The organism is Nocardia sp. bgisy134 (assembly GCF_057708325.1).
Map to the genome: position 1 here is coordinate 37,996 of NZ_JBYIRW010000014.1, position 23,542 is coordinate 61,537.

Annotated in this window: 18 protein-coding genes and 1 tRNA gene; 8 read left to right on the forward strand and 11 right to left on the reverse strand. The window is 70.2% G+C overall.

What is annotated here, in order from left to right; translation table 11 throughout:
• Positions 1-12: 12 nt before the first annotated feature.
• Positions 13-705: a hypothetical protein gene (locus tag AC3ERS_RS23710; protein ID WP_431970270.1), complete on the reverse strand. Its 693-nt coding sequence runs from the start codon at positions 703-705 to the stop codon at positions 13-15.
• 222 nt (positions 706-927) lie between these two features.
• Between AC3ERS_RS23710 and AC3ERS_RS23715 the strand changes: the two genes are divergently transcribed.
• The gene (locus AC3ERS_RS23715; protein ID WP_431970271.1) at positions 928-1,266 is read left to right on the forward strand and encodes a hypothetical protein; all 339 of its coding nucleotides are present in this window, start codon (positions 928-930) and stop codon (positions 1,264-1,266) included.
• Positions 1,267-2,055: 789 nt separating this feature from the next.
• Here the strand turns inward: AC3ERS_RS23715 and AC3ERS_RS23720 are convergent.
• The 3 genes from AC3ERS_RS23720 to AC3ERS_RS23730 form a co-directional block, all read right to left on the reverse strand.
• Entirely contained in the window at positions 2,056-2,730 is a 675-nt protein-coding gene (locus AC3ERS_RS23720; protein ID WP_431970272.1) for a TetR/AcrR family transcriptional regulator, read from the reverse strand.
• Entirely contained in the window at positions 2,714-3,859 is a 1,146-nt protein-coding gene (locus tag AC3ERS_RS23725; protein WP_431970273.1) for an acyl-CoA dehydrogenase family protein, read from the reverse strand. The genes AC3ERS_RS23720 and AC3ERS_RS23725 overlap by 17 nt, the downstream gene beginning before the upstream one ends.
• A gap of 132 nt (positions 3,860-3,991) precedes the next feature.
• Complete coding sequence (locus AC3ERS_RS23730) at positions 3,992-4,663, reverse strand: TetR/AcrR family transcriptional regulator (protein WP_431970275.1); 672 nt, start codon at positions 4,661-4,663, stop codon at positions 3,992-3,994.
• Positions 4,664-4,888: 225 nt separating this feature from the next.
• Here AC3ERS_RS23730 and AC3ERS_RS23735 point away from each other — a divergent pair, with 225 nt between their 5' ends.
• Positions 4,889-5,827, forward strand: coding sequence for an alpha/beta fold hydrolase (locus tag AC3ERS_RS23735; RefSeq protein WP_431970276.1), 939 nt, complete (start codon positions 4,889-4,891; stop codon positions 5,825-5,827).
• A 257-nt stretch (positions 5,828-6,084) separates the two neighbouring features.
• On the opposite strand, the gene AC3ERS_RS23740 is transcribed toward AC3ERS_RS23735, so the two are convergent.
• Positions 6,085-6,750 carry a PRC-barrel domain-containing protein gene (locus tag AC3ERS_RS23740; protein ID WP_431970277.1) on the reverse strand — a complete coding sequence of 222 codons (666 nt, stop codon included), beginning with the start codon at positions 6,748-6,750 and terminating at the stop codon, positions 6,085-6,087.
• Between the two features lie 268 nt (positions 6,751-7,018).
• Between AC3ERS_RS23740 and AC3ERS_RS23745 the strand changes: the two genes are divergently transcribed.
• Together AC3ERS_RS23745 and AC3ERS_RS23750 are read left to right on the forward strand one after the other, a co-directional pair.
• Positions 7,019-8,449 carry an SDR family NAD(P)-dependent oxidoreductase gene (locus AC3ERS_RS23745; protein ID WP_431970278.1) on the forward strand — a complete coding sequence of 477 codons (1,431 nt, stop codon included), beginning with the start codon at positions 7,019-7,021 and terminating at the stop codon, positions 8,447-8,449.
• A 69-nt stretch (positions 8,450-8,518) separates the two neighbouring features.
• Positions 8,519-9,313, forward strand: a complete 795-nt coding sequence (locus AC3ERS_RS23750; RefSeq protein ID WP_431970279.1) for an O-methyltransferase — start codon at positions 8,519-8,521, stop codon at positions 9,311-9,313.
• Between the two features lie 19 nt (positions 9,314-9,332).
• On the opposite strand, the gene AC3ERS_RS23755 is transcribed toward AC3ERS_RS23750, so the two are convergent.
• Positions 9,333-10,109: a thioesterase II family protein gene (locus AC3ERS_RS23755; RefSeq protein ID WP_431970280.1), complete on the reverse strand. Its 777-nt coding sequence runs from the start codon at positions 10,107-10,109 to the stop codon at positions 9,333-9,335.
• A gap of 40 nt (positions 10,110-10,149) precedes the next feature.
• Here AC3ERS_RS23755 and AC3ERS_RS23760 point away from each other — a divergent pair, with 40 nt between their 5' ends.
• The gene (locus AC3ERS_RS23760) at positions 10,150-11,496 is read left to right on the forward strand and encodes a CoA transferase (RefSeq protein ID WP_431970281.1); all 1,347 of its coding nucleotides are present in this window, start codon (positions 10,150-10,152) and stop codon (positions 11,494-11,496) included.
• 8 nt (positions 11,497-11,504) lie between these two features.
• On the opposite strand, the gene AC3ERS_RS23765 is transcribed toward AC3ERS_RS23760, so the two are convergent.
• Both AC3ERS_RS23765 and AC3ERS_RS23770 read right to left on the reverse strand, forming a co-directional pair.
• Positions 11,505-13,103, reverse strand: coding sequence for a TROVE domain-containing protein (locus AC3ERS_RS23765; protein WP_431970282.1), 1,599 nt, complete (start codon positions 13,101-13,103; stop codon positions 11,505-11,507).
• Positions 13,104-13,421: 318 nt separating this feature from the next.
• Positions 13,422-13,483: transfer RNA gene (locus AC3ERS_RS23770), tRNA-Arg, on the reverse strand.
• A 153-nt stretch (positions 13,484-13,636) separates the two neighbouring features.
• Between AC3ERS_RS23770 and AC3ERS_RS23775 the strand changes: the two genes are divergently transcribed.
• On the forward strand, positions 13,637-15,235 hold the full coding sequence (locus AC3ERS_RS23775; RefSeq protein ID WP_431970283.1) for an MFS transporter: 1,599 nt from the start codon (positions 13,637-13,639) through the stop codon (positions 15,233-15,235).
• An 8-nt stretch (positions 15,236-15,243) separates the two neighbouring features.
• Here AC3ERS_RS23775 and AC3ERS_RS23780 read toward each other — a convergent pair whose 3' ends face one another.
• Positions 15,244-15,828, reverse strand: coding sequence for a TetR/AcrR family transcriptional regulator (locus tag AC3ERS_RS23780; RefSeq protein WP_431970284.1), 585 nt, complete (start codon positions 15,826-15,828; stop codon positions 15,244-15,246).
• A gap of 287 nt (positions 15,829-16,115) precedes the next feature.
• On the opposite strand from AC3ERS_RS23780, the gene AC3ERS_RS23785 reads away from it, so the two are divergent.
• Positions 16,116-17,150, forward strand: coding sequence for a nucleoside hydrolase (locus AC3ERS_RS23785; protein WP_431970425.1), 1,035 nt, complete (start codon positions 16,116-16,118; stop codon positions 17,148-17,150).
• A 43-nt stretch (positions 17,151-17,193) separates the two neighbouring features.
• On the forward strand, positions 17,194-18,075 hold the full coding sequence (locus AC3ERS_RS23790) for an amidohydrolase family protein (RefSeq protein ID WP_431970426.1): 882 nt from the start codon (positions 17,194-17,196) through the stop codon (positions 18,073-18,075).
• A gap of 43 nt (positions 18,076-18,118) precedes the next feature.
• Here the strand turns inward: AC3ERS_RS23790 and recD are convergent, their stop codons facing one another.
• Positions 18,119-20,017, reverse strand: a complete 1,899-nt coding sequence (gene recD / locus AC3ERS_RS23795) for an exodeoxyribonuclease V subunit alpha (RefSeq protein WP_431970285.1) — start codon at positions 20,015-20,017, stop codon at positions 18,119-18,121.
• On the reverse strand, positions 20,014-23,451 hold the full coding sequence (locus tag AC3ERS_RS23800; protein ID WP_431970286.1) for a UvrD-helicase domain-containing protein: 3,438 nt from the start codon (positions 23,449-23,451) through the stop codon (positions 20,014-20,016). Before AC3ERS_RS23800 ends, recD begins: the two co-directional genes overlap by 4 nt.
• Between the last annotated feature and the right edge of the window lie 91 nt (positions 23,452-23,542).

Here is a 23,542-nt window from a genome sequence, read left to right on the forward strand (position 1 = left end):
GGCCCGGCGCGGCTATTCCGTCCAGAGCACCCAGGCCCCGCCGCGCCCCTGGGTCTCGCATACCAGGGCGCGGCCCTCCGACGTGCGCCCGGTCTTGGCGACCGAGGAGTCGCATTTCGAGCCCGCTTCGTAGATGCCGGTGCCGACGTTGTAGGGGCCCGACCACTGGTAGCCGCTTTCCGCTGCGGCGTTGGCTAGGCATAGCAGCGTTCCGCCGTCGGCCGCGGCCCCGATCAGACCGGCTTGGGTTGCGGTGCAGGCCCCGCCCTTGCGCGCCGCCGGCTGGGTGGTGGTCGCAGGTGGCGGCGGAGGTGGGGCAACTGCGGTCGACGCCGACGTGGTGGCCACCGTGGCCACCGTGGTCACCTGGGCGGTGGTCGTCGTGGTCGCCTGAGTGGCCCGGGACATGGTGTCGGGCAACATGTTTCCCGACAGCACGAAGAACCCCGCCACCGCCGCCACCTCGGCGGCGCCGAGCAACAACGCGAAACAGGCCATCACGCGGCCGCGCGGATGACTGAAGGCGATGAACCCGAAGACGATCGCGACGGGGAACAGCGCGAGCAATGCGGCCACCAGCGCGACAACCGCGTAGGGATTGACGATCGGCCGGGACTCGTGCGGGAACGGATCCTCCGGATCCCGCTCGTCCGGCCAAGCCTCCGGCCAGCGCTCGCGTTCCTGCCACTGTTGCGTGCGTGCCATCCAGCTCCCTCTCGCGTCAAAACTCTCGCGCAGGAACCCGGGCTGTCCGGCCCCGCCCGATACGCAGACAGAATACGGACGAATTGCCGTAATAAGACCGAATTGTCCGATCGATTCGGAATAACGAACTCGGCACAACGCTCGCACCCGCGGCGCAGGAGGTTCATGCTGAGCTAGCGGTGATATCGCTGATAATGCGCTGGTTCACTTCAGGAGGGACCGATGCCAGGACCTACCGATTCACCGAGCAAGGACAAGCGACTCTGGCACGCCCAAGCGGGCGACATGCTCGGCGATAACTACAACATGCCCGGAATTGTGCTGTGCGCCCTGGGCGTCGTCGCGATGGCGTGCACGTTGACCGCGGCCGGTTACGGCTATCCCGGCTGGACGCAACTCGGCGCGATCGCCACGGCGCTGCTGTGGTGTCTAGGGGTCGGCGCGCTGCTGGTCGAGCACCGGAGACAGGAAGTGATCGAACTGCGCTACGGCAGGCGCGGCCACGCACCCGGCGGCCTCCGCCCGGTGCACTACAGTGCCGCGCGCAGGCCCGACGCCTGAGCCGACCGCGTCAGCCGGCCCAGGCTCCCCGACACACGGCGAGTTCGAAGATCTCAGATGCAGAAAACGACGCTGCCGAGGGGCACACAGAGGATGACGGACCCGGCGGGCGTGGCAGCGGCGGAGACCGGGGTCGCTTGCGCGGGAGCCGGACTCGCCGAGGCCGCGGGAGCTGCGAGGAAGCACAGCGGGAGAGCTAACGCGGTAGCAGCCGCGGTTTTGATGATTGTGCTGGACATTGTGCAATCCCTTGATTCGATCGAATAGTTCACGAACGCCCGGACAGCCGCTGGGTAGTGGGCCGGGGGCGCCTCGCCGATAGCCCGGAGCAGTTCTGCCGACGGGTTATCGTGCCGAGCCCTGGTGGGCAGGCGTGATCTGCCGGTCGCCGGGGGATGTCCCCGTGAGCGCATGCCGAGGAGTCGCTGGGTCGTTGTCGCTGACGACCGTCTCCGGTAATCCAGGTCTGCCGATGGCGGACGGGGCGGCTAGATGCCCCCGCGGCCAGGTCGGCACGCCGACCGGCAACTGGCCGGTGCCGAATCATCAGGTAACAGCCCGCCGCGGCATCGAGCAAACGAATGGAGACGCCGCGACGATGGTCGCGACGGCCCACCCTGGTTCACCGCGGGGAAGGCGTCTAGATCAGCTTACTTCCGGCTACCAAATGTGAAAACAGGAACAGGAAATTTTCAATAATTTTCCTCCGGCCAAATGCCCGGCCTGAACGAGGAATTCAGGCAGATCGGGCATCGTCCGTGCCGCTTATGCCGACCGCTTCGGCCGCGCTCAGCGCCAGTTGTCGACCTTCGGCATCGTCTCGGTGACCAGGGTGAACAGCATGTCGGCGAGCAGTTCGTGCACCTGTTCGCGGGTGAGATTGCCGCGGGTGATCCACTCGCGTCCCGCGACCTTCACCAGCCCGCCGTAGGCCCGCACTATCGCCCGCAGTTCCGTACTGTGCGCCGAATCGGCCAGCCCGACCATCACCAGCGTGCGCTCGGCGGCGGCGTCGTCGGCCTCGTCGAGTATCTGCTGCACCTCGGGGTCGTCGCCGACGCCTTCGTGGCTGGTGACCTTGACCCAGGTGCTGCCATGCTCGCCGATGGTGTCCAGCAGCCAGCGCACACTGGCCTCGACGCGCTCGCGATCGGTGCCCGCGGGCACGACCATGGTTTCGAGCTTGGGCAGGGTCACCATCCGGCGCACCACGGCGAGATACAAATCCCGCTTGTTGCCGAAGTAGTGGTTGATCAGTCCGCGGGCCACCCCGGCGCGCTGCGCGAGCTCCGCGGTGGACACCGCGGCATAGGGCCGCTCGCCGAACATGTCGATCGCGCAGGCGAGGATCTGTGCGCGCCGCTCGTCGGGTTCGAGCCTGCGTCGGCGCGGCGACCCGTCGGCGGCGCCGTTCGACACCGCCGCGGAGGCCTCACCGCTTCGGGTTTCAGAGAGACCGCGCAATGAGATCCTTCATCACTTCGTTGCTGCCCGCGAGGATGCGCAGGACGCGGGCGCCGGTGTAGAGCTGGGAAATCGGATACTCCGTCATGTAGCCGTAGCCGCCGAACAGTTGCAGGCAGCGATCGACAACGATACCGAGTTGGTCGGTGATCCAGTATTTCGACATGGCCGCGGTCGGTATGTCGAGCTCGCCACGCAGATGCTTGACGATCGCGTCGTCGAGGAAGGTGCGGCAGACCTTGGCCAGCGTCGCGCATTCGGCGAGCTCGAACTTGGTGTTCTGCATCGCGAACAGCGGCTTGCCGAACGCCTCGCGCCCCTTGGTGTAGTCGACGGTCAGTTCGACGGCCTTCTCCATCATGGCGGTCGCGAGGATGGCGGTGACCAGTCGCTCCTGGGCCAGCAGCTGCATCATCTGGTAGAAGCCCTGCCCCTCGGCTTCGCCGAGCAGGTTGGACGCGGGCACCCGCAGGCCGTCGAAGAACAGTTCGGCCGTGTCCTGGGCCTTGCCGCCGATCTTGTTCAGGATGCGGCCCCGAGTGAATCCGGGGGTGTCGTCGCCGACCTCGGCGAAGATCAGCGAGACGCCCGCCGCGCCCTTCGACGGATCGGTCTTCGCGGCGATGATGATGCCGTCGCAGAGCCAGCCGTTGGTGATGAAGATCTTCGAGCCGGTGATGACGTACTCGTCGCCTTCGCGCACTGCGCGGGTCTTGATGTTCTGCAGGTCCGAGCCGGTGCTCGGTTCGGTCATGCCGATGGACAGCACCATCTCGCCGCCGGCCGCCTTGGGCAGCACCCGCCGCTTGAGCTCCTCGGACCCGAATTCCATGAGGTACGGCGCGATGATCGAGCTGTGCACCGCCATGCCGAGCGAGCCGTCGCCCGCGAAGGCCTGCTCCTCGATGATCGCCGCCTCGTGCGCGAATGTGCCACCGCCACCGCCGTATTCGGCCGGGATCGCAGTGCACAGCAGACCGAGATCACCCGCCCGGTTGTACAGATTCCGGTCGGGGTGCCCCTGCGCGACGAACTTCTCCTCGTGCGGAACGACTTCCTTCTCGAAGAACGTCCGTGCGAGGTCGCGAACGGCCTCCACCTCGTCGTCACTCCACGCGGCCCGTGCCATGGTCCCGATCCTTTGCTCACCACGGACCGGCCCCGATGCCGATCCACCGCCACCAGATTCCAGCACTATTGGCGGCTTGTCAACAACATGGGCGCGAGTTCGCCCCGGGTAAGGAGAAGAGCTTGGCCAGGGTCAGCTCGCGGGGCGTGCGGAGTTCACGGTGGCCAGGGTCGTGAAGATCGGGGCGTCCGGGTCGGCGACTATGCCTTGGGTGCGGAGGAATCGGTCGATCAGGCCCCAGACGAATTCGGCGGTTCGGTCGACGAATTCGGTGGTGCCGGACGGATCGGGGCGTCCGGATTCGCCCAGCCACAGGTCGGTGACGGCAACGACCGAGCCGACGACGGCGCGGGCCAGGTAGTCGACTCCGGCGGGGTCGATCGAGACGGATTCGGCGATCTCGCGGGCCTGCCGGGTGAAGCGATCCGCCGCTGCGCGACCGAGGTCGAACTGCAGCACCGATCCGTCGGCGCGCTGACTCACCTGCGCCTGACCGAGAAACCGAAACACGTTGGGGTGCTGGAGAATACTGTCGGCGTATCCGGTGAGCACGCGGCGCAGCGCGACGCGCGGCGGTTGCAGCACCAGGGTGACGTCGTTGCCCGCGGCGGCCGCGGCGGATCTGGCCATCCGGTCACCGATCTCGGTGTACAGATCGGATTTGTCGGCGAACCGGCGGTACAGGCGCGGCTTGGTGATGCCCGCTTCCTTGGCGATGTCGTCCATGCTCGGCCGGGGCCCGTCGCGATCGATGACGCGCACGGCCGCGTCGACGATCTCCTCGCGGGTGATCGTCGTCCTCACGGTTCTGCCGTGTGTGCGGGCCACGTGCGCAGCCTACTCGTACCGTCGGTACGCCTGCCGTTCGCTCAGCCCTTCTCGCCGCCAAGCGGTGACCCAGCTCATACCGCCGTCACGTCGCTCACCATTGATTGGGGGTCTCCGCGCTGTCAGTATCGTGGAACGTACCGGCAGTACGTTCAGGGCTCCGTACCCCTGGAAGCGATGGACAGTGACCGAGGCGAGCACATGACCGAATCGTTCGACAGCATCGGACCGCGCGGGACCCATCTCCCGCGACGAGAGCGCCGGGTCCGCGGCGCCGACGGTGACCTCGCGGTCTTCGAATGGGGCCACCCCCGCGGCGTCCCGCTGGTCCTGGTGCACGGACTCAGCGACACCCATCGGGTGTGGCGCGAGGTCGCCGCGCTGCTCGCCGACGATTTCCGGGTGATCGCGTACGATGCCCGCGGCCACGGCGACAGCGAAACATGCTCCAGCGCGAGCGCTTTCCGGCTGGACAAGTTGGCCGACGATCTCTTCGCCGTGCTGGACGCGGTCAGCCCGAACCGGCCCGCGCACGTCTGCGGGCACGGGTGGGGCGCGATCCAGGGCTGGGAGGCCGTGTGTGACCCGCGCGCCAACAGCAGGATCGCCTCCTTCACCGCCATCTCCGGACCGAATCTCGATCACCTCGGCGTCCAGCTGCGCGAGCTCGCCGTGCGGCCGCACCGGATGGGGCGACTGGCGGCCGATCGCAAGTTCTGGCGGCACGGCGCGGGCTCGGCGCGCACGGCCGCGCTGCGGATCGCCTATCCGCCCCGCGTCCGCACCTGGCTCATCGAACGGCTCGGCGGCATCCCCGCGGCGCACGCGCCCATCGCGCCGACCTGGCGCACGGATCTGCTCGCCGGCGCGCGCATCGCGCACGCCAACCTGGCGCCCCGGCTGCTGTGTCCGCGTCCTCGGTCGACCGCGGTGCCGGTGCAAATGGTGGTCGACACCACCGACGTGCTGGTCCCGCCGTTCCTCTACTACGGCAGTGCCCGCTGGGTGGACCGGCTGTGGCGCTGCTCGGTCCCCGCCGACCACTGGCTCCCGAGCACCGATCCGCTGCTGGTCGCCGAGGCGCTCGGCAATTTCGTCGAAGACCTGGCCGCGGCCGACAGCAGCCTGCCTCGAGGCTGACACGACACCCGCGAGGGCTTCAGGCCTCGTGGCCCCGGGGGAAGATCGGCGACCGCGTCGATGCGCAGGCACCCCGCGCGGGTTCCGCCCGCCGCCGTGGTGACCACCCAGACGGGATAGTCCGCCGCGGCGAGCACCGCGTCGAAAGCGGTGCGGGCCTGATCGGGGGCGTTCTCCATCGGCTGTCCCTTTCGTGAGCGGCGGCCGCCGGTGCCGCCAAGGATGCGCTTCGCCCCTCGACGACACCGGCGAGCCGGTCACCAGCGATCCGGTCCGCGGGTCTCGTCGATACCGTCGACCCGTTCCGTCCGCACCCTGTCGGACCCGGTCCGTTCTTCGACGATGTCATCGATCTTCAGCTGCATCGGTTCCGCGGGCACCGATGCGTCGCGCCCGGTCGCCATCGCCACCGTCGGCTCGTCGTCGACGTATCTGCGGCCGCGCGCGGCGCCCGCCGCGTCGGGATCGGCGCCGATGGTCAACCGTTCCTCGGAACGAATCAGCTCGTCGTCGGTCCGGCCGCCGCTGTCGGCGGCCCACTCGGCGGTCGTCGCCCGGGCGTTCACCGGGTGCTCGCCATAGGGCCTGCCGTAGGTCTTCCACGCCGAGAGGGCCGGGTCGATGTCGTAGTGCTCGAACAACTCTCGTTCGCTGCGCTGGCTGATATTGCCGTCGTCGTCGAGGTACGGCGCGGACTTGACCTGGTCCTTGCCGACCCGCACCTGTAGCGTCGCGCGCTCGCGCCGGTGCTCGGCGCCTGCCAGCGGCACCAGCGCGTCGTGACCGAACAACCCCGTGGAGATGGCCACCCAGGTCGGGAAGCCGCTGGCGTTGTCCACGTAGATCCGCTTGACCTTGCCGACCTTGTCCCCGTCACGGTCGTAGACGATGTTGCCGAGTACCGAATCCAGCAGACTGCTCATGGTCTCCTCCTCGATCCTCACTGCGGGACGATTGCGGCGACCGGCCGAAAGAGCGATCGGCAAGACACCGCGGACCTGCATGATCAATCGATCACACAGGCAACTACCCCCTGTCCTCACCGGCAAACAGCACTCGGTCGAGCGTCTGTTTCGCCGTGGCCACGACCGACGCGGGTGAACAAGACACGGCCGGACCGCGACCGGACGCGAGGGTTTGCGACAATGGTGACTTCGATTGCCCAGCTCACGAAGGACCTCCACACCCCCGATGGCCGACAGCAGTATCGATCCCGACGAGCTCGCCACCTGTCTTCGGGTACTCGACCAGGCCGGACAGCTGGAGAAGGACCACCCCGATTCGCTGCTCGTGCAGCGCGCGGTCGGGCACATGTTCAAGAAGCTCAAGCAGCGCCGCCGCGTCGAGGCCCGCGACAAGATCGCCACCGCGGACCGCGCGGTCGTCGCGGCCACCGCCACGGGCTCACCGAATCGCATCGATGACGAGACCGCGGGCATTCCGCTGACCTCGACGACCAAGGGCGCCAGCGCGGGCACCCTGCTCCGCCCGCGACCCTGTTACATCTGCAAGCAGCGCTACACCCGCGTCGACGCCTTCTACCACCAGCTGTGCCCGGACTGCGCCGCGAGCAGCCACGCCAAGCGCGACGCGCGCGCCGATCTCTCGGGCCGTCGCGCGCTGCTCACCGGCGGCCGCGCCAAGATCGGCATGTACATCGCGCTGCGGCTGCTGCGCGACGGCGCGCACACCACCATCACGACCCGCTTCCCCAACGACGCCATTCGCCGTTTCGCCGCCATGGACGACAGCGCTGATTGGCTGCACCGGCTGCGCATCGTCGGCATCGACCTGCGCGACCCCGCGCAGGTGGTGGCCCTCGCCGACGACATCGCCGCGCAGGGCCCGCTGGACATCCTGATCAACAACGCGGCGCAGACCGTGCGCCGCTCCCCCGGCGCGTACAGCGCGCTGGTGGAGGCCGAGTCCGGTCCGCTGCCCGCCGGCGCACTGCCCGACGTGGTGACCTTCGGCAAGACCATGCAGGCGCATCCGACCGCGCTGACCGCCTCGCTCGCGCCGACGCTCACCGCAGCAGATGTCGCGGAGCTCGCGCTGGTCGCGGGATCGGCCACCCCCGAACGGATTTCGCGCGGCGTGGCGATCGACGCGGGCGGGCTGGTGCCAGATCTCGCGCACACCAACAGCTGGGTGCAGACGGTCGCCGAGGTCGATCCGACCGAACTGCTCGAAGTCCAGCTGTGCAATTCGGTGGCGCCGTTCATCCTGGTGTCGCGGCTGCGTCCGGCCATGGCCGCCGCGCCCGCCCGCCGCAAGTACATCGTGAACGTCTCCGCCATGGAGGGTCAGTTCGGCCGCGGGTACAAGGGACCGGGACACCCGCACACCAATATGGCCAAGGCGGCGCTGAACATGCTGACCCGCACCAGCGCCAAGGAGATGTTCGAGTCCGACTCGATCCTGATGAGCGCCGTCGACACCGGCTGGATCACCGACGAGCGCCCGCACTACACCAAGATCCGCCTCGCCGAGGAAGGCTTCCACGCCCCGCTCGACCTGGTCGACGGCGCCGCCCGCGTCTACGACCCGATCGTGCAGGGCGAGGACGGTGTCGACCTCTACGGCTGCTTCCTCAAGGACTATCAGCCCTCGCCCTGGTGAGCCTCCGCCGCCCGCGCTGCCTGGCGAGCAGAATCGGTGGTGACACAGCTACCACGATCTGGAGGGCGCATGGCGGACGAGACTGGATCGCGTCGAACCGGAATCAGCGTGCTGCTGCGCGACAAAGCGCCGTTCCTGCGCTGGTCGATGATCCGCTTCGCGCTCGGCGGCCAATCCGTGCTGCGCACCGGACAGGTGGGCGACGGCCGCGAGGAAGCCGTGCGACAGCACGTGCTGAGCACCGCGACACCGGGCGATCCCGACAGTGTGCTCGCCGCCATCGATGACTTCGCGCGCACCCGCAGCTTCCTGATGAACGTCGGCGACGAGAAGGGTCTGCTGCTCGACGCCGCGGTTCGGCGCGCGAGGCCACTGCTCGCGCTGGAACTGGGCGCCTACTGCGGATACAGCGCGGTGCGAACGGGACGCCTGCTGCCGCAGCGGGGACGGCTGGTGTCGGTGGAGGTCAGCGCCGCCAACGCCGCGATCGCGACCGACGTGATCGCGCACGCCGGGCTCGCCGACCGGGTCGAGGTGGTGGTCGGCAAGATCGGCGACGGCGGGACGACCATGCGCAGGCTCGCCGTCGACCACGGATTCGCCGCGAGCGCGGTCGATTTCGTCTTCCTGGATCACTTGAAGACCGCGTATCTGCCCGACCTGCTCGCGCTGCTCACCGTGAACTGGCTACACCCGGGCTCCCTCGTGGTCGCCGACAACGTGAAGATGCCGGGAGCGCCGCGCTACCTGCGCTACATGCGTGCGCAGGAGGGCAGGACCTGGCGCACCGTGGAGCATCGCACCCACGTCGAATACCAGTCCCTGCTGCGCGATCTCGTCCTCGAGTCGGAGTACCTGGGCTGAGCGCACCCGCCACCGCGCCCTATTCGGCGCGACGTGCGGGATCGTCCAGCTGCCGAGCTACGAAATCCGATACCGCGCCGACGTGTTCGTCGAGGTAGAAGTGGCCGCCGGGAAACGTCTCGCGGGCGAACGCGCCCGAGGTGAACGCCCGCCATCCGTCGGCCTGCTCGGGTGTGGTGGTCGGGTCGTCGGTGCTGACCAGCGCGGCGAGGTCGCACGCGAGCGGCTCGCCGTGCCGGTGCCGATAGGTTTCCACGGCTTGGTAGTCGCTGCGCACCGCGGGCAGCACCAGATCGGCGAGGCCGGGCTCGGTGCGCAGCAGTGCGATCGGCGCGGGATCGGCGGCGAGGCGCTCCAGATCCGCGATGAGCGCCTCGTCGGATTCCAGGTGCAGGCGACGGTGTTCGACGAAAGACGGTGCGGGACGGCCCGAGACGAACAGGGCGGCGAGCTCCTGCCCTCGGGCCTCCAGCCTGCGGGCCGTCTCGTAGGCCAGGGTGGCGCCCATGCTGTGCCCGAACAGCGCGAGACCGGACCAAGGACCGCGTCCCAGCAATTCTCCGGCAATCCGCTCGGCGAGTGCGTGCAGATCCGGGACCGCCGCTTCGCCGAGACGGTCCTGCCGTCCTGGATACTGGACGGCCAGTACCGCCACGCCGGAACCGAATTCGAGGGCAAGCTCACGGTAGGCCGCCGCCGAACCGCCGCCGGGCGGGAAACACACCAGGTAGTGGCGCGGCGCCGGGTCGGTCCGCAGGACTCGCAGCCAATCGGTGGCGGTGATCGTCTCGTCCACGTCGGTCTCCTTCTCCGCCGGTGCGGCTAGTCTCGATCTGGTGAACGCGCACACACGGCTGGTCCACGAGTACGAAGCCGGAATCGGTGTCCCCGTTTCCGGCATTACCCACTCCCCCGATCCTGGCAGCAATCTTGCTGCGACACTGCCGGTCTGGGCGCTTGCGGCGGGTTCGGTGGCCACGGTGGCGGCCGCGGCCAACCGGTTGCGCGACGCGCACGGACTCGCTCCCGTGCCGCATCGGATCGACCCGGAACGGATCACCGCCGCGTTCTCGAGCGACCGCCTGCTGCGCGCGGACGGCCGTCAGGTGCCTGTGTTCGCCGATCTCTCCGGATTCTTCCCCACTTTCGACGGTTGGGTGCGCACTCACGCCAACTATCCGCATCACCGAACCCGTCTGCTCGCCGCGCTCGGCCTACCGGAGGACGCGCCACTCGACCTGGCGGTCGCCCACATCGCTATGAGCCGCGCGTCCGATATCGAGGACAACGCCGCCCTGGCGGGCGCGATCGCGGTCCAGGTGCGCACCGAGGAGGAGTGGGCCGCCACGCCGCAGGCGGCGGCCGCCGCGTCCGGCCCGCTGGTCGCCATGGATCCGCGGCAAGACCGCGCGGGCGCGCCTTTCCGTTCCGAGGCGACCCCGTTCCAGCCGTTGCGCGGGGTGCGTGTGCTCGACATGACCCGGGTGATCGCGGGCCCGGTCGCGACCAGGACGCTGGCGCTGCTCGGCGCGGAGGTGCTGCGGGTGGACCCGCCGTGGCTGCCCGAGATTCCGTGGCAGTACGCCGACACCTGCCAGGGCAAGCACTCCGCGATGGTCGACCTGCGCACTCACTCGGCCGTCTTCCACGACCTGCTCGCCTCCGCCGACGTGCTCGTCACGGGATACCGCCCCGGCGCGCTGGAGCACGCCGGGCTGACCACCGCCGTGCGTCCCGGCCTGGTGCACGGCCGGGTCAGCGCCTGGGGCGAGTCCGGTCCCTGGGGCAGCCGCCGGGGCTTCGACAGCATCGTGCAGTCCGCCACCGGCATCTCCATCCTGGAGGGCGCGCCGTCGGTGCCCGGCGCGCTGCCCGCCCAGGCACTCGACCACGCCTCGGGCTATCTGCTCGCGGCGGGCGTGATCGACGCCCTCGCCGCGCGCACCTACGACGGAATCGGCCGTGACGTGCGGGTCTCGTTGGCGCGCACGGCGTCCTGGCTGCTCGTCAACCCCGACCGCGGCCTGAGCCACGGCCCCGCCGCGGCCCCCAACCCGGAGATGACCGTCCACCACGGCGGCCTGGTGACGGCCACGCCCGCCCTGGCCGAGTACCCGGATTACGCCTGGCCCGCACCGCAATACGGGGCCAGTGCGCCCGCCTGGCCGGTGCGTACCCGGTAGGGGTCGCGTCAGGCGTCGCGGGCGAAGTCGGCCAGCAGCGCCGGGACCGCGGAATCGAAGCCGGCGATGTCGAGCATCCCGGCGTCGGACGGGTCCGCGATGCTGAACTTCGCCGCCGTCATGCCGACCACGACCAGCTTCGCGTGCGGGTTGACTTCACGGCGGTACCGCTGCAGGGCCTGGTGCGGGTGGATGCGGCCCGCCCAGGTCTCGGAATCGGTGTACACCGAGAACACGTCCACCTCGAGACCGTGCCGCAGCGCGTACGTCATGGGCAGCGAGCAGTCGGTGCCGCCGAACGGCAGGCCGGACACGGCGCGCACCGCGTCGTCCAGCCGCTGGCGCGGACCGATCGCCAACGGCGTCAGCTCCGCGTCGCTCGACCACGCGCCGCTCCTGGCGGTGAAACCGACGATCGAATGCGCCGTCTCGGTACTCGCGGTCACCAGCGCCAAGGCGGCGCTCGCCTCCCGCGCCGACAGCGGCGTGCCACCGATCGTCACGGCCATGGAGCCGGACACGTCGAGGGCGAGCAGGTGGCGCTTGCCGGTCGGCGGCACCGCCTCGAACGCCGCGTAGAACGCGGAGTCCAGCGCGTCCACGATCGGCGCGGCGGGCTCCCACCGGCCGTCGCCGCGTGCGGATCGACCCGCGGCGTAGGTGCGCAACGCGACGAGGACGTTGACCGGATGCACCCGAGACTTCCGCAGTCGCGCCGGGTCGGCGAGCTGGCGCGCCACCGCCGCGGTTCGCTCACCCAGCGGGGCGAGCAACCCGAGCCGGGTCAGCCGCGGCAGCTGGCGCATCAGTGCCGTCTGCGGAATCCCGTTGTCCAGCAGCGCCTCCCACACCGCGGGCGCGTCGAGCGCGGCATCGGGCAGCATCTCCCAGGACAGCCGGTACGCGCGCACCAGATCGGGGAGCTCGCGCACCGGCGCGGCCTGCGCTCGGTGGTAGCCCTCGATCAGCCGCAACCCGTCCAGCGACGCCTCGCGACCGCAGATCCAGTCGAACAGGTTCTTGCGGTCCGGCTCGGCGGTGTCCGGGTGCGCGAGACGCAGCAGGTCGCGGTGCGTCCACCCCTCCCGCTGGCGGTACTTCACCACCTGGAAGGCGAGATCGTCGACGGACTTCTCGACATACCAGTGCGCGACGGCGCGGCGCAGACCGCGGCCCCAGCCACGGAACTGCTCGACGTAGCGCGCGAACAGGAACAGGTGCGTGCCGGTGCGCGCCACCAGCGGCAGCGCGTCCAGCGCGGTCCGGCGACCGTCGGCATCGCCGAGGGAGGCCGCGGCGGCGAGCGCGAACAGCGCGGGATTCTGCTTGGGCGCGCGGCCCGCCGTGGAGATCGCGACGATCTCGGCGACGAGCTCGGCGGTGCGATGACGCGCGAAATCCAGGACGACCTCGGCGTTGTCCTTGGTCAGGTCTTCGGCGCGCACGTAGTAGGTACCGCCCTCGGTGCCCAGTGTCAGGAACCGGCGCAGCCGTACCTCGGGGGTGACCTCGAAGGCGAAGCCGCCCGCGTTGTTGCGCGCCTGTCGCGCGTCCGCCCGCTCCGCCTGCGGCGTGGCGCGGGTGGTGATCCCAGCCAGCACGTCCATGTCTTCCTCGTTTCCGGCCCCGGTCGGGGCTTGTCGGGAACGGGGGAAGCGGACGTGACGAACGCCCACCGGGATGATCTACCCGAAAGATGACCGACGGGCTTTCGGCCCGCGTCCCCCGTTCGACGGAACGCGAAGAACGGTCGTGGTGTGCCGACCGGACCAACGCTCCGTGGGGAGCGTGGCAGGAGTCGAACCTGGGAAACCGATAACCGACCGACTCCGGCCCGTTCTTCGCGTCCTGGCAATCCAGCGGGGCGGTCGTGGTGTGCCGACCGACGTAAGCGCTCTACCGGATTGAGCTACGGCAACATGCGCTGCCGGCGGGATTCGAACCCGCAACCGCTCCATTCGAAGTGGATAACCGACCGACTCCGGCCCGCCCCTTCGGATTGCCCAACGCGGAGAACTGTAGGGCGCGGTCGCGATCCGGCGCCACCGAATTATTCGCGCTCCGGCGGCCACCGGAAAATCCGTTGCGCTCGTCGGCGCGGGGGCGATGAAATGTGTATTCGCAGGTCGTCTGCACTCACATGACAGCAATCGACATCGGCACGCCGGAAGGAACCCGCACCGTGGACACCGTCGACCAGAGCGTGCACAGAGACGTCGCGGCGCTCGCCGGACGGACCGAATGGGTCGGCCTCGGGGTCCTCGCGCTCGCCTGCCTGGTCTACGCGATGGACCTCACGGTGCTACACCTCGCGGTGCCGATGATCAGCGCCGACCTGCACCCGACCAGCTCTCAGCTGCTCTGGATCATCGACGTCTACGGCTTCATGGTGGCCGGTCTGCTGATCACCATGGGCACCCTCGGCGACCGGATCGGTCGGCGGCGCATGCTGATGATCGGCGCGGCGCTGTTCACGGTGGTGTCCGTGGCGGCGGCGTTCGCGCCGACCGCGGAAGCGCTGATCGTCTGTCGCGCCCTGCTCGGCATCGCGGGCGCCACGCTGGCGCCGTCGACGCTGTCGTTGATCTTCAACATGTTCCGCGATCCCCGGCAGCGTTCGGTCGCGGTGGGCGTGTGGGTCGGCGCGTTCTCGGCGGGCGGCGCGGTCGGGCCGATCTTCGGCGGCGTGCTGCTGGAGAACTTCTGGTGGGGATCGGTGTTCTTGCTCGCCGTTCCCGTCATGGTGCTGCTACTGGCGCTCGGCCCGAAGGTGCTGCCCGAGTTTCGCGATCCCGAGGCGGGCCGCCTCGATCCGCTCAGCGCGGCGCTCTGCGTGGCGACCATGATCGCCGTCGTGTTCGGCATGAAAAAGATCGCCCAGGACGGTGTCGGGGTGGCGGCGCTCGCCGGCCTCGTCGGCGGAGCTGCGCTCGGCGTGCTGTTCGTGCGGCGTCAGCTCACCGGCGCCGACCCGATGCTCGACCTGCGGCTGTTCCGGTTGAGCAGGTTCCGTATCGCCTTGCTGATCAACATGGTCGGCATCTTCGTCGCCTTCGGGTATTTCCTGTTCGTCGCGCAGTACTTCCAGCTGGTGCTCGGGATGTCGCCGCTGCGGACCGGTCTGGTGATGGTGCCGTCCGGCGTCGGTTTCATCGTCGGATCGCAGCTGGCGCCGCGGCTGGTCCAGGTGGTGCGGCCCGCCTACCTGATCGGCGGCGGGCTCGCCGCGGCCGGTATCGGACTGCTGATGATGACTCAGCTCAGCGCCTCCGGAGGCTACGGTCTGGCGCTGGCCGCCTCGGTGATCTCCTCGCTCGGGCTGGCTCCGGTGTTCGGCATCACCACCGAGCTCATCGTCGGCGCCGCACCGCCCGAACAGGCGGGCGCGGCCTCCGGCGTGTCCGAGACCGGCGCGGAATTCGGCGGGGCGCTGGGCATCTCGATCCTGGGCAGCATCAGCATCGCGATCTACCGCGGCGATCTGTCGTCGTCGCTGCCCGCCGGGCTCTCCGACGCCGACGCGGGGTCGGTCCGCGACACCTTGGGCGCGGCGGTGCAGGTCTCGACCCAAGTGCCAACGGCCCTGGGCGAATCCGTGCTCGCGGCGGCACGCGAGGCATTCCTGCACGGCGTGCACATCACCGCGGGCATCGCCGGTGTCGCCGCACTCGCCATCGCGCTGGTCTCGGTGCGCAAGCTGCGCGAGATCCCGGCGGGCCCGCTGACCCACGAGGACTGACCCCGTCGTCAGCCGGTGGTCTCGGGCGAACCGGCGAGCGCCGCGAACGCGGTCGAGAGGGTGTCCCCATTCGGGAGGGCGCCCTCCGCGCTGATCATCCAGAGCACCGAGAAGCCCTGCGTCAGTGCGAAATAGAGTCCGGCGATCGCTTCGGCCTGCTGCTGGGTCAACCGGGGGTGGGTTGCGCGCAGGTTCGTGGCGAGGTCGGTGGTCGCGTGCCGGATGCTGTCGGCCATGTACCGCTGCGACTCCGGCGAGCGGGCCACGCGCAGCAGGTTCTCCATGCTGGCCAGCATGCCTTCGCGGTTGGCGGCGAAGACGGCGGGCAGGCCGTCGATCATCGACGCGAAGGCTTCCGGCATCGGACGCCCCTCGGTCTCCTCGATCAGCTCGGCCATGCTGTCGCCGATGCCGGTGCCGAGCGCTTCGGCCAACGCCTCGGTGATCAACCTGTCCTTCGAACCGAAGTGGTAGCCGATGGCGGCCAGGCTGACCCCCGCCGCGTTCGCGATGTCGCGCGCGGTGGTCTTGGCGACGCCGCGTTCCATGATCGCCTTGCGCGCTCCGGCCAAGAGGTCTTCACGGTTTCCCATGCGCTTCAGGCTATCGCACGTCTCAGACGTTTGTACAAGACGTATGTACTAACACTTCAGCGGTCCGCACCGTACCTCCGCGCGTCGTTCCGGCATGCGAGAACTCTGGACGCCCCGGCCTCGCCCATTCGGCGTAACTCCGCTTTCGCTCCAGCCCCGTGCGGGACTCCAGAAGGACATGTCCGGAAGCTTCCACCAGACGTAGCTCCGCTTTCGCTCAGCGATGCTCGGGACTCCGCCGGACCGCGTCCCACAGCGTCGATTAGTGTCGAGTCGTGCGGCAGAAAATGATCGTGGACGTCGACACCGGAATCGACGATTCGCTGGCACTGCTGTACCTGCTCGCCTCCCCCGAGGCCCAGATCCTCGGTATCGCGGCCACCGCGGGCAATGTGCCCGCCGACCAGGTCGCCGCCAACAATCTCGCGTGGCTGGATGTGTGCCGGGCGCCCGAGATCGAGGTCGCCCTCGGCGCGGCCGAACCGCTCGCCATCCCGTTGCGCACCACCGAGGACACGCACGGCCCGCAGGGCATCGGCTACGCCGACCTGCCCGAGAGCAGGCGCACGTGTTCGGACCGGACGGCCGCGCAGATGTGGGTGGCGCTGGCGCGCGAACATCCCGGCGAGATCGTCGGCCTGTGCACCGGTCCGCTGACCAACCTCGCGCTGGCGCTGCGCGTCGAACCCGAACTGCCACGGCTGCTGCGCCGGTTGGTGATCATGGGCGGCGCGTTCAACCATCCCGGCAACACCACGCCCACCAACGAGTGGAACGTGCACGTCGATCCCGAATCCGCCAAGGAGGTGTTCGACGCCTTCTCCGCCGCACCGCCGGATCGCCGTCCGCTGGTGTGCGCGCTCGACATCACCGAGACCATCGAGATGCATCCGAAACACCTGGCGCTGCTGGCCGAGCGCGCGCTCAGTCACCCCGCCGAGGCGGTGTCCGAGGACGACGCTCCCGGCGCGCGGTCCGCGGCCTCGAATCCCGTTGTGCGCCATGTATCCGACGCCGTGCGGTTCTACTTCGAGTTCCACCGCGCCTACGACCAGGGCTATCTCGCGCACATGCACGACCCCTTCGCCGCCGCCGTCGCCCTCGACCCGGCCCTGGCCAGGACCAAGCCCGCGACGGTCGACGTGGAGCTGACCGGCACGCTGACGCGCGCGACGACGGTGGCCGACTGGGCGGGCATGTGGGGGCGCGAACCCAACGCGGACATCGTCGTCGGCACCGATCCCGAGCTGTTCTTCGAACGGCTCGTCGCTCGCGTCGGCGATTTCGCGAGGAACCTCTATCCCGGTGACAGCAGCGCATGACGCACGCTCGCTCCGCTCCGCTCCGGCCGACGAAGGACTCACGGTGATCGACGACGACAACGCTTACCTGGCCGATTTCCGCGCGCGGCTCGACCTGCCCGGAATCGTCGACGTGCACACCCATTTCATGCCGGAAAAGGTGCTGAGCAAGGTGTGGTCGTACTTCGACTCGGTGGGCCCGCTGACCGGCCGCAGCTGGCCGATCGCGTACCGCGAGGACGAGCAGGTGCGACTGAAGACGTTGCGCGACTTCGGTGTTCGCGCGTTCACCGCGCTGGTGTACCCGCACAAGCCGGAGATGGCCGCGTGGTTGAACGACTGGACCGCCGAGTTCGCCGCCCGCACCCCCGACTGCCTGCACACCGCCACCTTCTACCCCGAACCCGGTGCGGCCGACTACGTCGCGACCGCACTCGACCGCGGCGCGCGCGTCTTCAAGGTGCACATCCAGGTCGGCGATTTCCCGCCCGGCGACCCGCTGCTCACCCCGGTCTGGGGACTGCTCGAGGACGCCGGGGTCCCGGCGCTGATTCACTGCGGCTCCGGTCCCGCTCCGGGTCGATTCACCGGGCCCGAGCCGATCGCCGAACTCCTGCAACGGTTTCCGCGACTACGGCTGATCGTCGCCCACATGGGCACGCCGGAGTACTCGGAATTCCTCGACCTCGCGCAGCGGCACGCGGGCGTCTACCTCGACACCACCATGGTGTGGACCGATTTCAGCGAGGCCGACTCGCCGTTCCCCGTCACCGAGCACGGACGGTTGCGCGAGTTCGGCGAGCGCATCCTGTTCGGCAGCGACTTCCCGAACATCCCCTACAGCTACGGCCACGCCATTCATGCCTTGGAGCGCCTCGACCTCGGCGCGGACTGGCTGCGGCAGGTCTGCTACCGCAACGCCGCCGAGCTCTTCACGATCAGCTGACCCCAGCCGTTGCCAGACAGTGCCTTTCGGGGCACAGCGCCGGTCAGCGAGTCTCGCGCCGGGAGAGCCCGCTGGCGCGCAGCACCCGGCGCGCCACGGCCGCGCGGATGGCCTCGTCGGTGCCGATGATGCGCACGTGCTTGCGCGCCCTGGTGATGGCGGTGTAGAGCAATTCCCTGGTGAGCAGCGTGGATTCGGGTTCGGGCAACACCACCGAGACGGTGTCGTACTGACTGCCCTGGCTGCGGTGGATGGTCATGGCGAACACCGTGACCACCGCGGGGAACTGGGTGGGATGCACCAGATACGGTTCGCTGCCGCGCTGGAGCGCGGCGCGCAGCGACCCGTCCGGCAACCGGACGATGACGCCGGTGTCGCCGTTGTAGATACGGGCCTCGTGATCGTTGGCGGTGACCAGCAGCGGCTGCCCCGGATACCAGGCCGCGTAATGCGTGTCGGGCCCCGCGCCGGAGGCAGCCGCCCAGTCCGCGGCCATCCGATCCCAGCGCTCCACGCCGAACGGACCCTGCCGGTGCGCGCAGAGCAGCCGGTGCGACTCCAACGCGAGCAGGGCGCCTGCCGCATCGCCGTCCAGCGCCGAATCGGTGACGGCGCGCGCCGCCCGAACCACATCCCCGCGCACCGGGGCCGTGTCCTCCGGCGCGCACAGCGACAGCTCCTGCCCGCCCGCGCGCAGCAGCTCCAAGGCCGCGTCGGCGTCCCCCGCCCGCACCGCGACGGCCAGGTCGGCGATCCGCCCGCCGAAACGCCGCCCCCTGGTGAGCCGGACGATGCCGCCGCGCAGCCTCGTTCGCTCCAAGGGCGTAAGCGCCTCCGTATCGTGTTCCGGCGCAGCCGAACCCGCGCCGATGATCTCGTCCAGCACCGGATTCGGTTCGCCGGCAACAGGTCCGGCGACCAGATCGGCGAGCACGGCGCCCGCGTCCACCGAGGCGAGCTGGTCCGGGTCGCCCACCAGGACCAGGCGCGTGTCGGGACGCAACGCGGCAAGCAGGCTGCTCATCATGGTGAGCGACACCATGGAGGTCTCGTCGACCACGATCACGTCGTAGGGCAGACGGTTGAACTCGTGGTACTTGAACCGGGTCCGGCGGCCGCGCTGCCAGCCGAGCAGCCGGTGCAGGGTAGCGGCCGTCAGCTCGGGAAGACCGAGATCGGCCGCCTGCTCGCGCACCGCCTCCTGTAGTCGCGCGGCCGCCTTGCCCGTCGGCGCGGCGAGGGCGATGCGCAGGGCGGCCGCTTTGGGATTCGCCCTGCGGTGCGCCTCGAGCAGCGCGAGCACCCGGGCGATGGTGTGCGTCTTGCCGGTGCCGGGGCCGCCTGCCACCACGGTGGTCCAGTGCGCGGCGGCCAGCGCGGCGGCGATGCGCTGGCGGTCGGGTCCCTCGCCGAGCGGGCTGTCGAAGAGCCGGTCCAGTTCCCGGCGCACCACCGCGACATCGATCTTGGGGTGGGTGGCCGCGCGTTCGGTGAGCACCCGCCGGATGGTCTGTTCCTGCTGGTAGTAGCGGTCCAGGTAGAGCAGGGAGCCGGAGTCGTCGCCACGCTCGGGCGGTACGAGCCGCAGCGGGCGCAGTGGTCCGGCCGATCCGCCGCAGACCAGCGGGCTGACCCGCAGCGCCGCCGTCACCGCGTCGATGTCCGGCCACGGCAGGGTCGCCGGATCGACGCCTGCCCCCGCGTCCCAGTCCTCGTCCGCGTCGACGCCGATCTCGCGCATCCGGTTCAGCTCCAGGCAGACCGAGCCCGAGCGCACCGCCCGCACAGCCAGTGCCGCCGCGAACAGCACCTCCTCCGAATCCTCGCGCCCGAGCCTGCCGAGCCGCACCGCGACGTGCACGTCCGCCGCGGACAACACCCCGGCCTCGTTGAAGACCCGCAGCAGGCCGGTGCCGCGCTGCGCCAACTGAATCGACGTCATCGGGCCTCCCCCGTTTCGCCGGCGAGCGGATCCGTGTCGCCCGCGAGCAGATCCGACAGCGCGGTGACGAGTCCTGCCGGTGGCGTCCACTCGAAAACACCTCGGCCGGGCGGTGTTTCGGGGCCGACCATGCCGCGCACGAACAGATACCGGCAGCCGCCGAGGTGCCGGGCCGGGTCGTAGCCGGGCAGCCGCCAGCGCAGGTAGCGGTGCAGCGCGACGGAATACAGCAACGCCTGCAACGGATAGTGCGAGCGCAACATCTCTGCGGTCATGCGCTCCCTGGTGTAGTGATCGACGGTGAGGTCGCCCGTGCCGAGGCGGTTGGTCTTGTAGTCGACGACGACGAAACGCGGTGTGCCGGAGGGATCGGTGACGCGGAGCACGGCGTCGATGCTGCCGGTGAGGTAGCCGCGCAGCTGGACGTCGTCCAACCCCGCGAGCAGGGCGGCGTAGGAGGCCAGGTCGTCATCGGCCGGCAGGTGCGCGCGCAGCAGTTCCGCGATGCCGCGGAGGGTCGCCGCGCCCGCGGCCGGAGCGTCGCCACCCGCCAGCGGCAGTTCGAATTCCAGTTCGGCGAGTTGATCGCGACGGGAAATGTCTGCCAGACAACCGATTCCGAGCGGAGTACGGAGAACCGCGAGCAGCGCGACGCCGAGCACGGCGGGATCGATCTCGGCCATCGACTCCTCGACCGCGGTGCGACAGCGGGCGTGCACCTCGGTGTCGAGATCCGCGCCGTCGGTGTCGATCTGCTCGAGCACGCCGTGCACCAGCGTGCCGAACTCGGCGCCGTAGGGCAGGGCGTTCATCAGCGACGGCGCGGCCGCGGTGACCGGTTCTTCGGCGGCGGGCGGCGGCGCGGACGGCTCGTCCTCCGGCCCGCGTTCGTCCTCCAGCTCGGCGTCCACCACCGTCTCGTGCGCGCCCGCGGTGAGCGCGGAGTAGGAGGTGCGCCGCCAGTGCTGGTCCATGGCCCGGTCGAAGCGGGCCACCGCGAGGTCGCCAGTGACCGGTTCGGTGCGCGCCCGGCGCGGCTCGATATCCTCGGCCGATGCGACCGCGGTCACCGAAATCGCCTCGGGCGCCGCGGCCGCCCATGCCGCCAGCATCGGCACCGCCTGCTGGTCGGCGGGCACCGCGGCCCGCCCTGGCACCGTCTCGCCGCCGTCGGGCCTGCCGAGGATCATGCGGTGCAGCGGCGCCGCCGCGGTGGTGATGGCGGGCGCCCACCAGGCCACGATCTGGCACATGGCGCGGGTCAGCGCGACGTAGAGCAGCCGCAGCTCCTCGCCTGCCTCCTCGGCTTCGCTGCGCAGCTTGCGCTCGGCGTAGCCCCCGGCGTCCTGTCCGCCCACGTCGAGCACGCGCGCGCCGTCGTCGTCGTGGAACAACAGCGTGGCCGGGTACGGGTTCTTGGCGCTGTCCCACGCGAAAGGCAGGTACACGATGGGGAATTCGAGTCCCTTGCTGGCGTGCACGGTGGCGATCTGCACGGCCGCCGCGTCGCGGTCGAGCCTGCGGGAGCGGTCGGCGACGACGCTCGCGGCGGGGTCGCGCACCTGGTCGGCCAGCCAGCGGGTCAACGCGGTCAGGCCGAGCCCCTCGGTCAGCGCGACCTGGTCCAGCAGCTGGGCGATGTGCCGCAGGTCGGTGAGCCTGCGTTCGCCGTTCTCGATCGAGAGCAGCCGCGGCGCGAGACTCGCCTCGGCGGAGAGCTTTTCGAAGACGGCCGCGAAGCCGGCGCGGGCGAACAGCCGTGCCGCCTCACGCAGCTGCGCGCTCACCCGTCCGACGAGATCGGCTCCGCCGCTGTCGATGTCGGCGGCGGTGCAGCCCAGGATCGGCGTGCACGCGGCAAGGCGGACGCGGTCGGAGCGGTGCGGCTGTTCCAGCGCCCGCAGCACCCACAACCAGTCGGTGGCGCTCGGCGTGCCGAAGACACTGGTGCCACCCGCCAGCACGGAGGCGACGCCCGCCCGGTCCAGCGCCGCGCGCACCACGTCGATCTGCGACCGCGTGCGGACGAGCACGGCGATGTCGCCGGGACCGACCGGACGACGGACGACACCGTCGATCTCGTCGTCCGGCGCGTCTTCTCGCGCCCGATCGCGTTCCGTTCGCGCCTTCGGCGCCGGAACGGTCACCCGCACACCGGATTCGAGCAGACCCACGATGTCGGCGGCGAGGTCGGCGGCGACCTTCGCGCGCTGGCGGCCGACGGACGGGAACCCCGACTTGTTCAGCGGGCCCGCACCGGTGCGCGGCAGGCACCGCACCCGCATCGGGGTGACGAGTTCGGCGGGCCCGGTCAGCCGCGACCACGGGCGCGTCGCGGCGACCGGATAGACCGCGATCTCGGGATGCCCGAGCGCCGCGCCGCCCTGGACGCGTTCCAGCGCGGCCAGCAGTCCCGCGTCGCTGCGCCAGTTGGTGGTGAGCTCGCTGCGGCGGTCGGCGTGCCCGGCGGCGTCCAGGTAACTGAGCACCTCCGCGCCACGGAAGGCGTAGATGGCTTGCTTGGGATCCCCGACCAGCACGAGTGTCGTCTCGCCGTCATGGAAGCAGCGGCGCAGGATGTCCCACTGGAGCGGGTCGGTGTCCTGGAATTCGTCTACGAGCGCCACCCGGTAGCGCTCGCGGATGCGCGCGCAGGCGACGGGGCCGTGGTCGGGATCGGCGAGCACGTCGTGCAGCAGCACCAGCAGGTCGTCGAAATCACGCAGTCCCGCAAGGCGTTTGCGGCGCTCGGTCTCGGCGCGCACGGCCTCGGCGAAGGCCACCCGCTCGCCCGCGGGCCCGTCCGCGCGGGGGGCGAGGCGGGCGTGCCGGTCGCGGACCGCCGCCAGCGCGAGGGTGTGCGCCTCCTTCAGCGAGAACGGTGGCGTGTCGCGCGCGTAGCGGTGCAGATAGAGATCGTCGGCGACCGTGCCGACCAGCTCGTCGACCGATTCGACCAGGCGGGCGCCCGGATCGTGTTCGCCGGCCAGCCCGAGTTCGTCGAGCATGCGCTGGCAGAAGCTGTGCGTGGTGGCGATGGTGCCCGCGTCGAAATCCGACAGCGCGGCGAGCAGTCTGGCCCGCCTTCGCCCGACCTGTGCGGCGTCGGCGTCGGCCAGGTGCCGGACCAGGTCGTCCGAATGCGCCTGCGCCGCCACCGGATCGGCCAGCGCCGCCGCCACCGCCACGAACCGATCGCGGGCGCGTTCGCGCAGCTCTTGCGTCGCGGCCCGGCTGAAGGTCACCAGCAGCAGCTGGGCGATGTCGACGCCCGCTTCGGCCACGTAGCGCACCGCGAGCCCGACGATGGCGTGAGTCTTCCCGGTGCCCGCACTGGCTTCCAGCACCGTCGTGCCGGTGGGCAGCGGACCGTACGGGTCGAACGACGCGATCGCCTCCGTCGCCGGGGCCCGGACGGTGTCTTGAACTGTCATGCCACGCACCGCCTTTCGTCCTGCCTCCGCGCATCGTCGATCCGGGCGTCGCACGGTCGCCCGGGGAAATCGCACCACGCCTGCGCCGGAA

Bases quoted from the DNA above. Each gene is read 5' to 3' on its own strand.
- AC3ERS_RS23710 (WP_431970270.1), bottom strand. From the start codon at position 705: ATGGCACGCACGCAACAGTGGCAGGAACGCGAGCGCTGGCCGGAGGCT.
- AC3ERS_RS23715 (WP_431970271.1), top strand. From the start codon at position 928: ATGCCAGGACCTACCGATTCACCGAGCAAGGACAAGCGACTCTGGCAC.
- AC3ERS_RS23725 (WP_431970273.1), bottom strand. From the start codon at position 3,859: ATGGCACGGGCCGCGTGGAGTGACGACGAGGTGGAGGCCGTTCGCGAC.
- AC3ERS_RS23735 (WP_431970276.1), top strand. From the start codon at position 4,889: ATGACCGAATCGTTCGACAGCATCGGACCGCGCGGGACCCATCTCCCG.
- AC3ERS_RS23740 (WP_431970277.1), bottom strand. From the start codon at position 6,750: ATGAGCAGTCTGCTGGATTCGGTACTCGGCAACATCGTCTACGACCGT.
- AC3ERS_RS23745 (WP_431970278.1), top strand. From the start codon at position 7,019: ATGGCCGACAGCAGTATCGATCCCGACGAGCTCGCCACCTGTCTTCGG.
- AC3ERS_RS23750 (WP_431970279.1), top strand. From the start codon at position 8,519: ATGGCGGACGAGACTGGATCGCGTCGAACCGGAATCAGCGTGCTGCTG.
- AC3ERS_RS23765 (WP_431970282.1), bottom strand. From the start codon at position 13,103: ATGGACGTGCTGGCTGGGATCACCACCCGCGCCACGCCGCAGGCGGAG.
- AC3ERS_RS23775 (WP_431970283.1), top strand. From the start codon at position 13,637: ATGACAGCAATCGACATCGGCACGCCGGAAGGAACCCGCACCGTGGAC.
- AC3ERS_RS23780 (WP_431970284.1), bottom strand. From the start codon at position 15,828: ATGGGAAACCGTGAAGACCTCTTGGCCGGAGCGCGCAAGGCGATCATG.
- AC3ERS_RS23785 (WP_431970425.1), top strand. From the start codon at position 16,116: ATGATCGTGGACGTCGACACCGGAATCGACGATTCGCTGGCACTGCTG.
- recD (WP_431970285.1), bottom strand. From the start codon at position 20,017: ATGACGTCGATTCAGTTGGCGCAGCGCGGCACCGGCCTGCTGCGGGTC.
- AC3ERS_RS23800 (WP_431970286.1), bottom strand. From the start codon at position 23,451: ATGACAGTTCAAGACACCGTCCGGGCCCCGGCGACGGAGGCGATCGCG.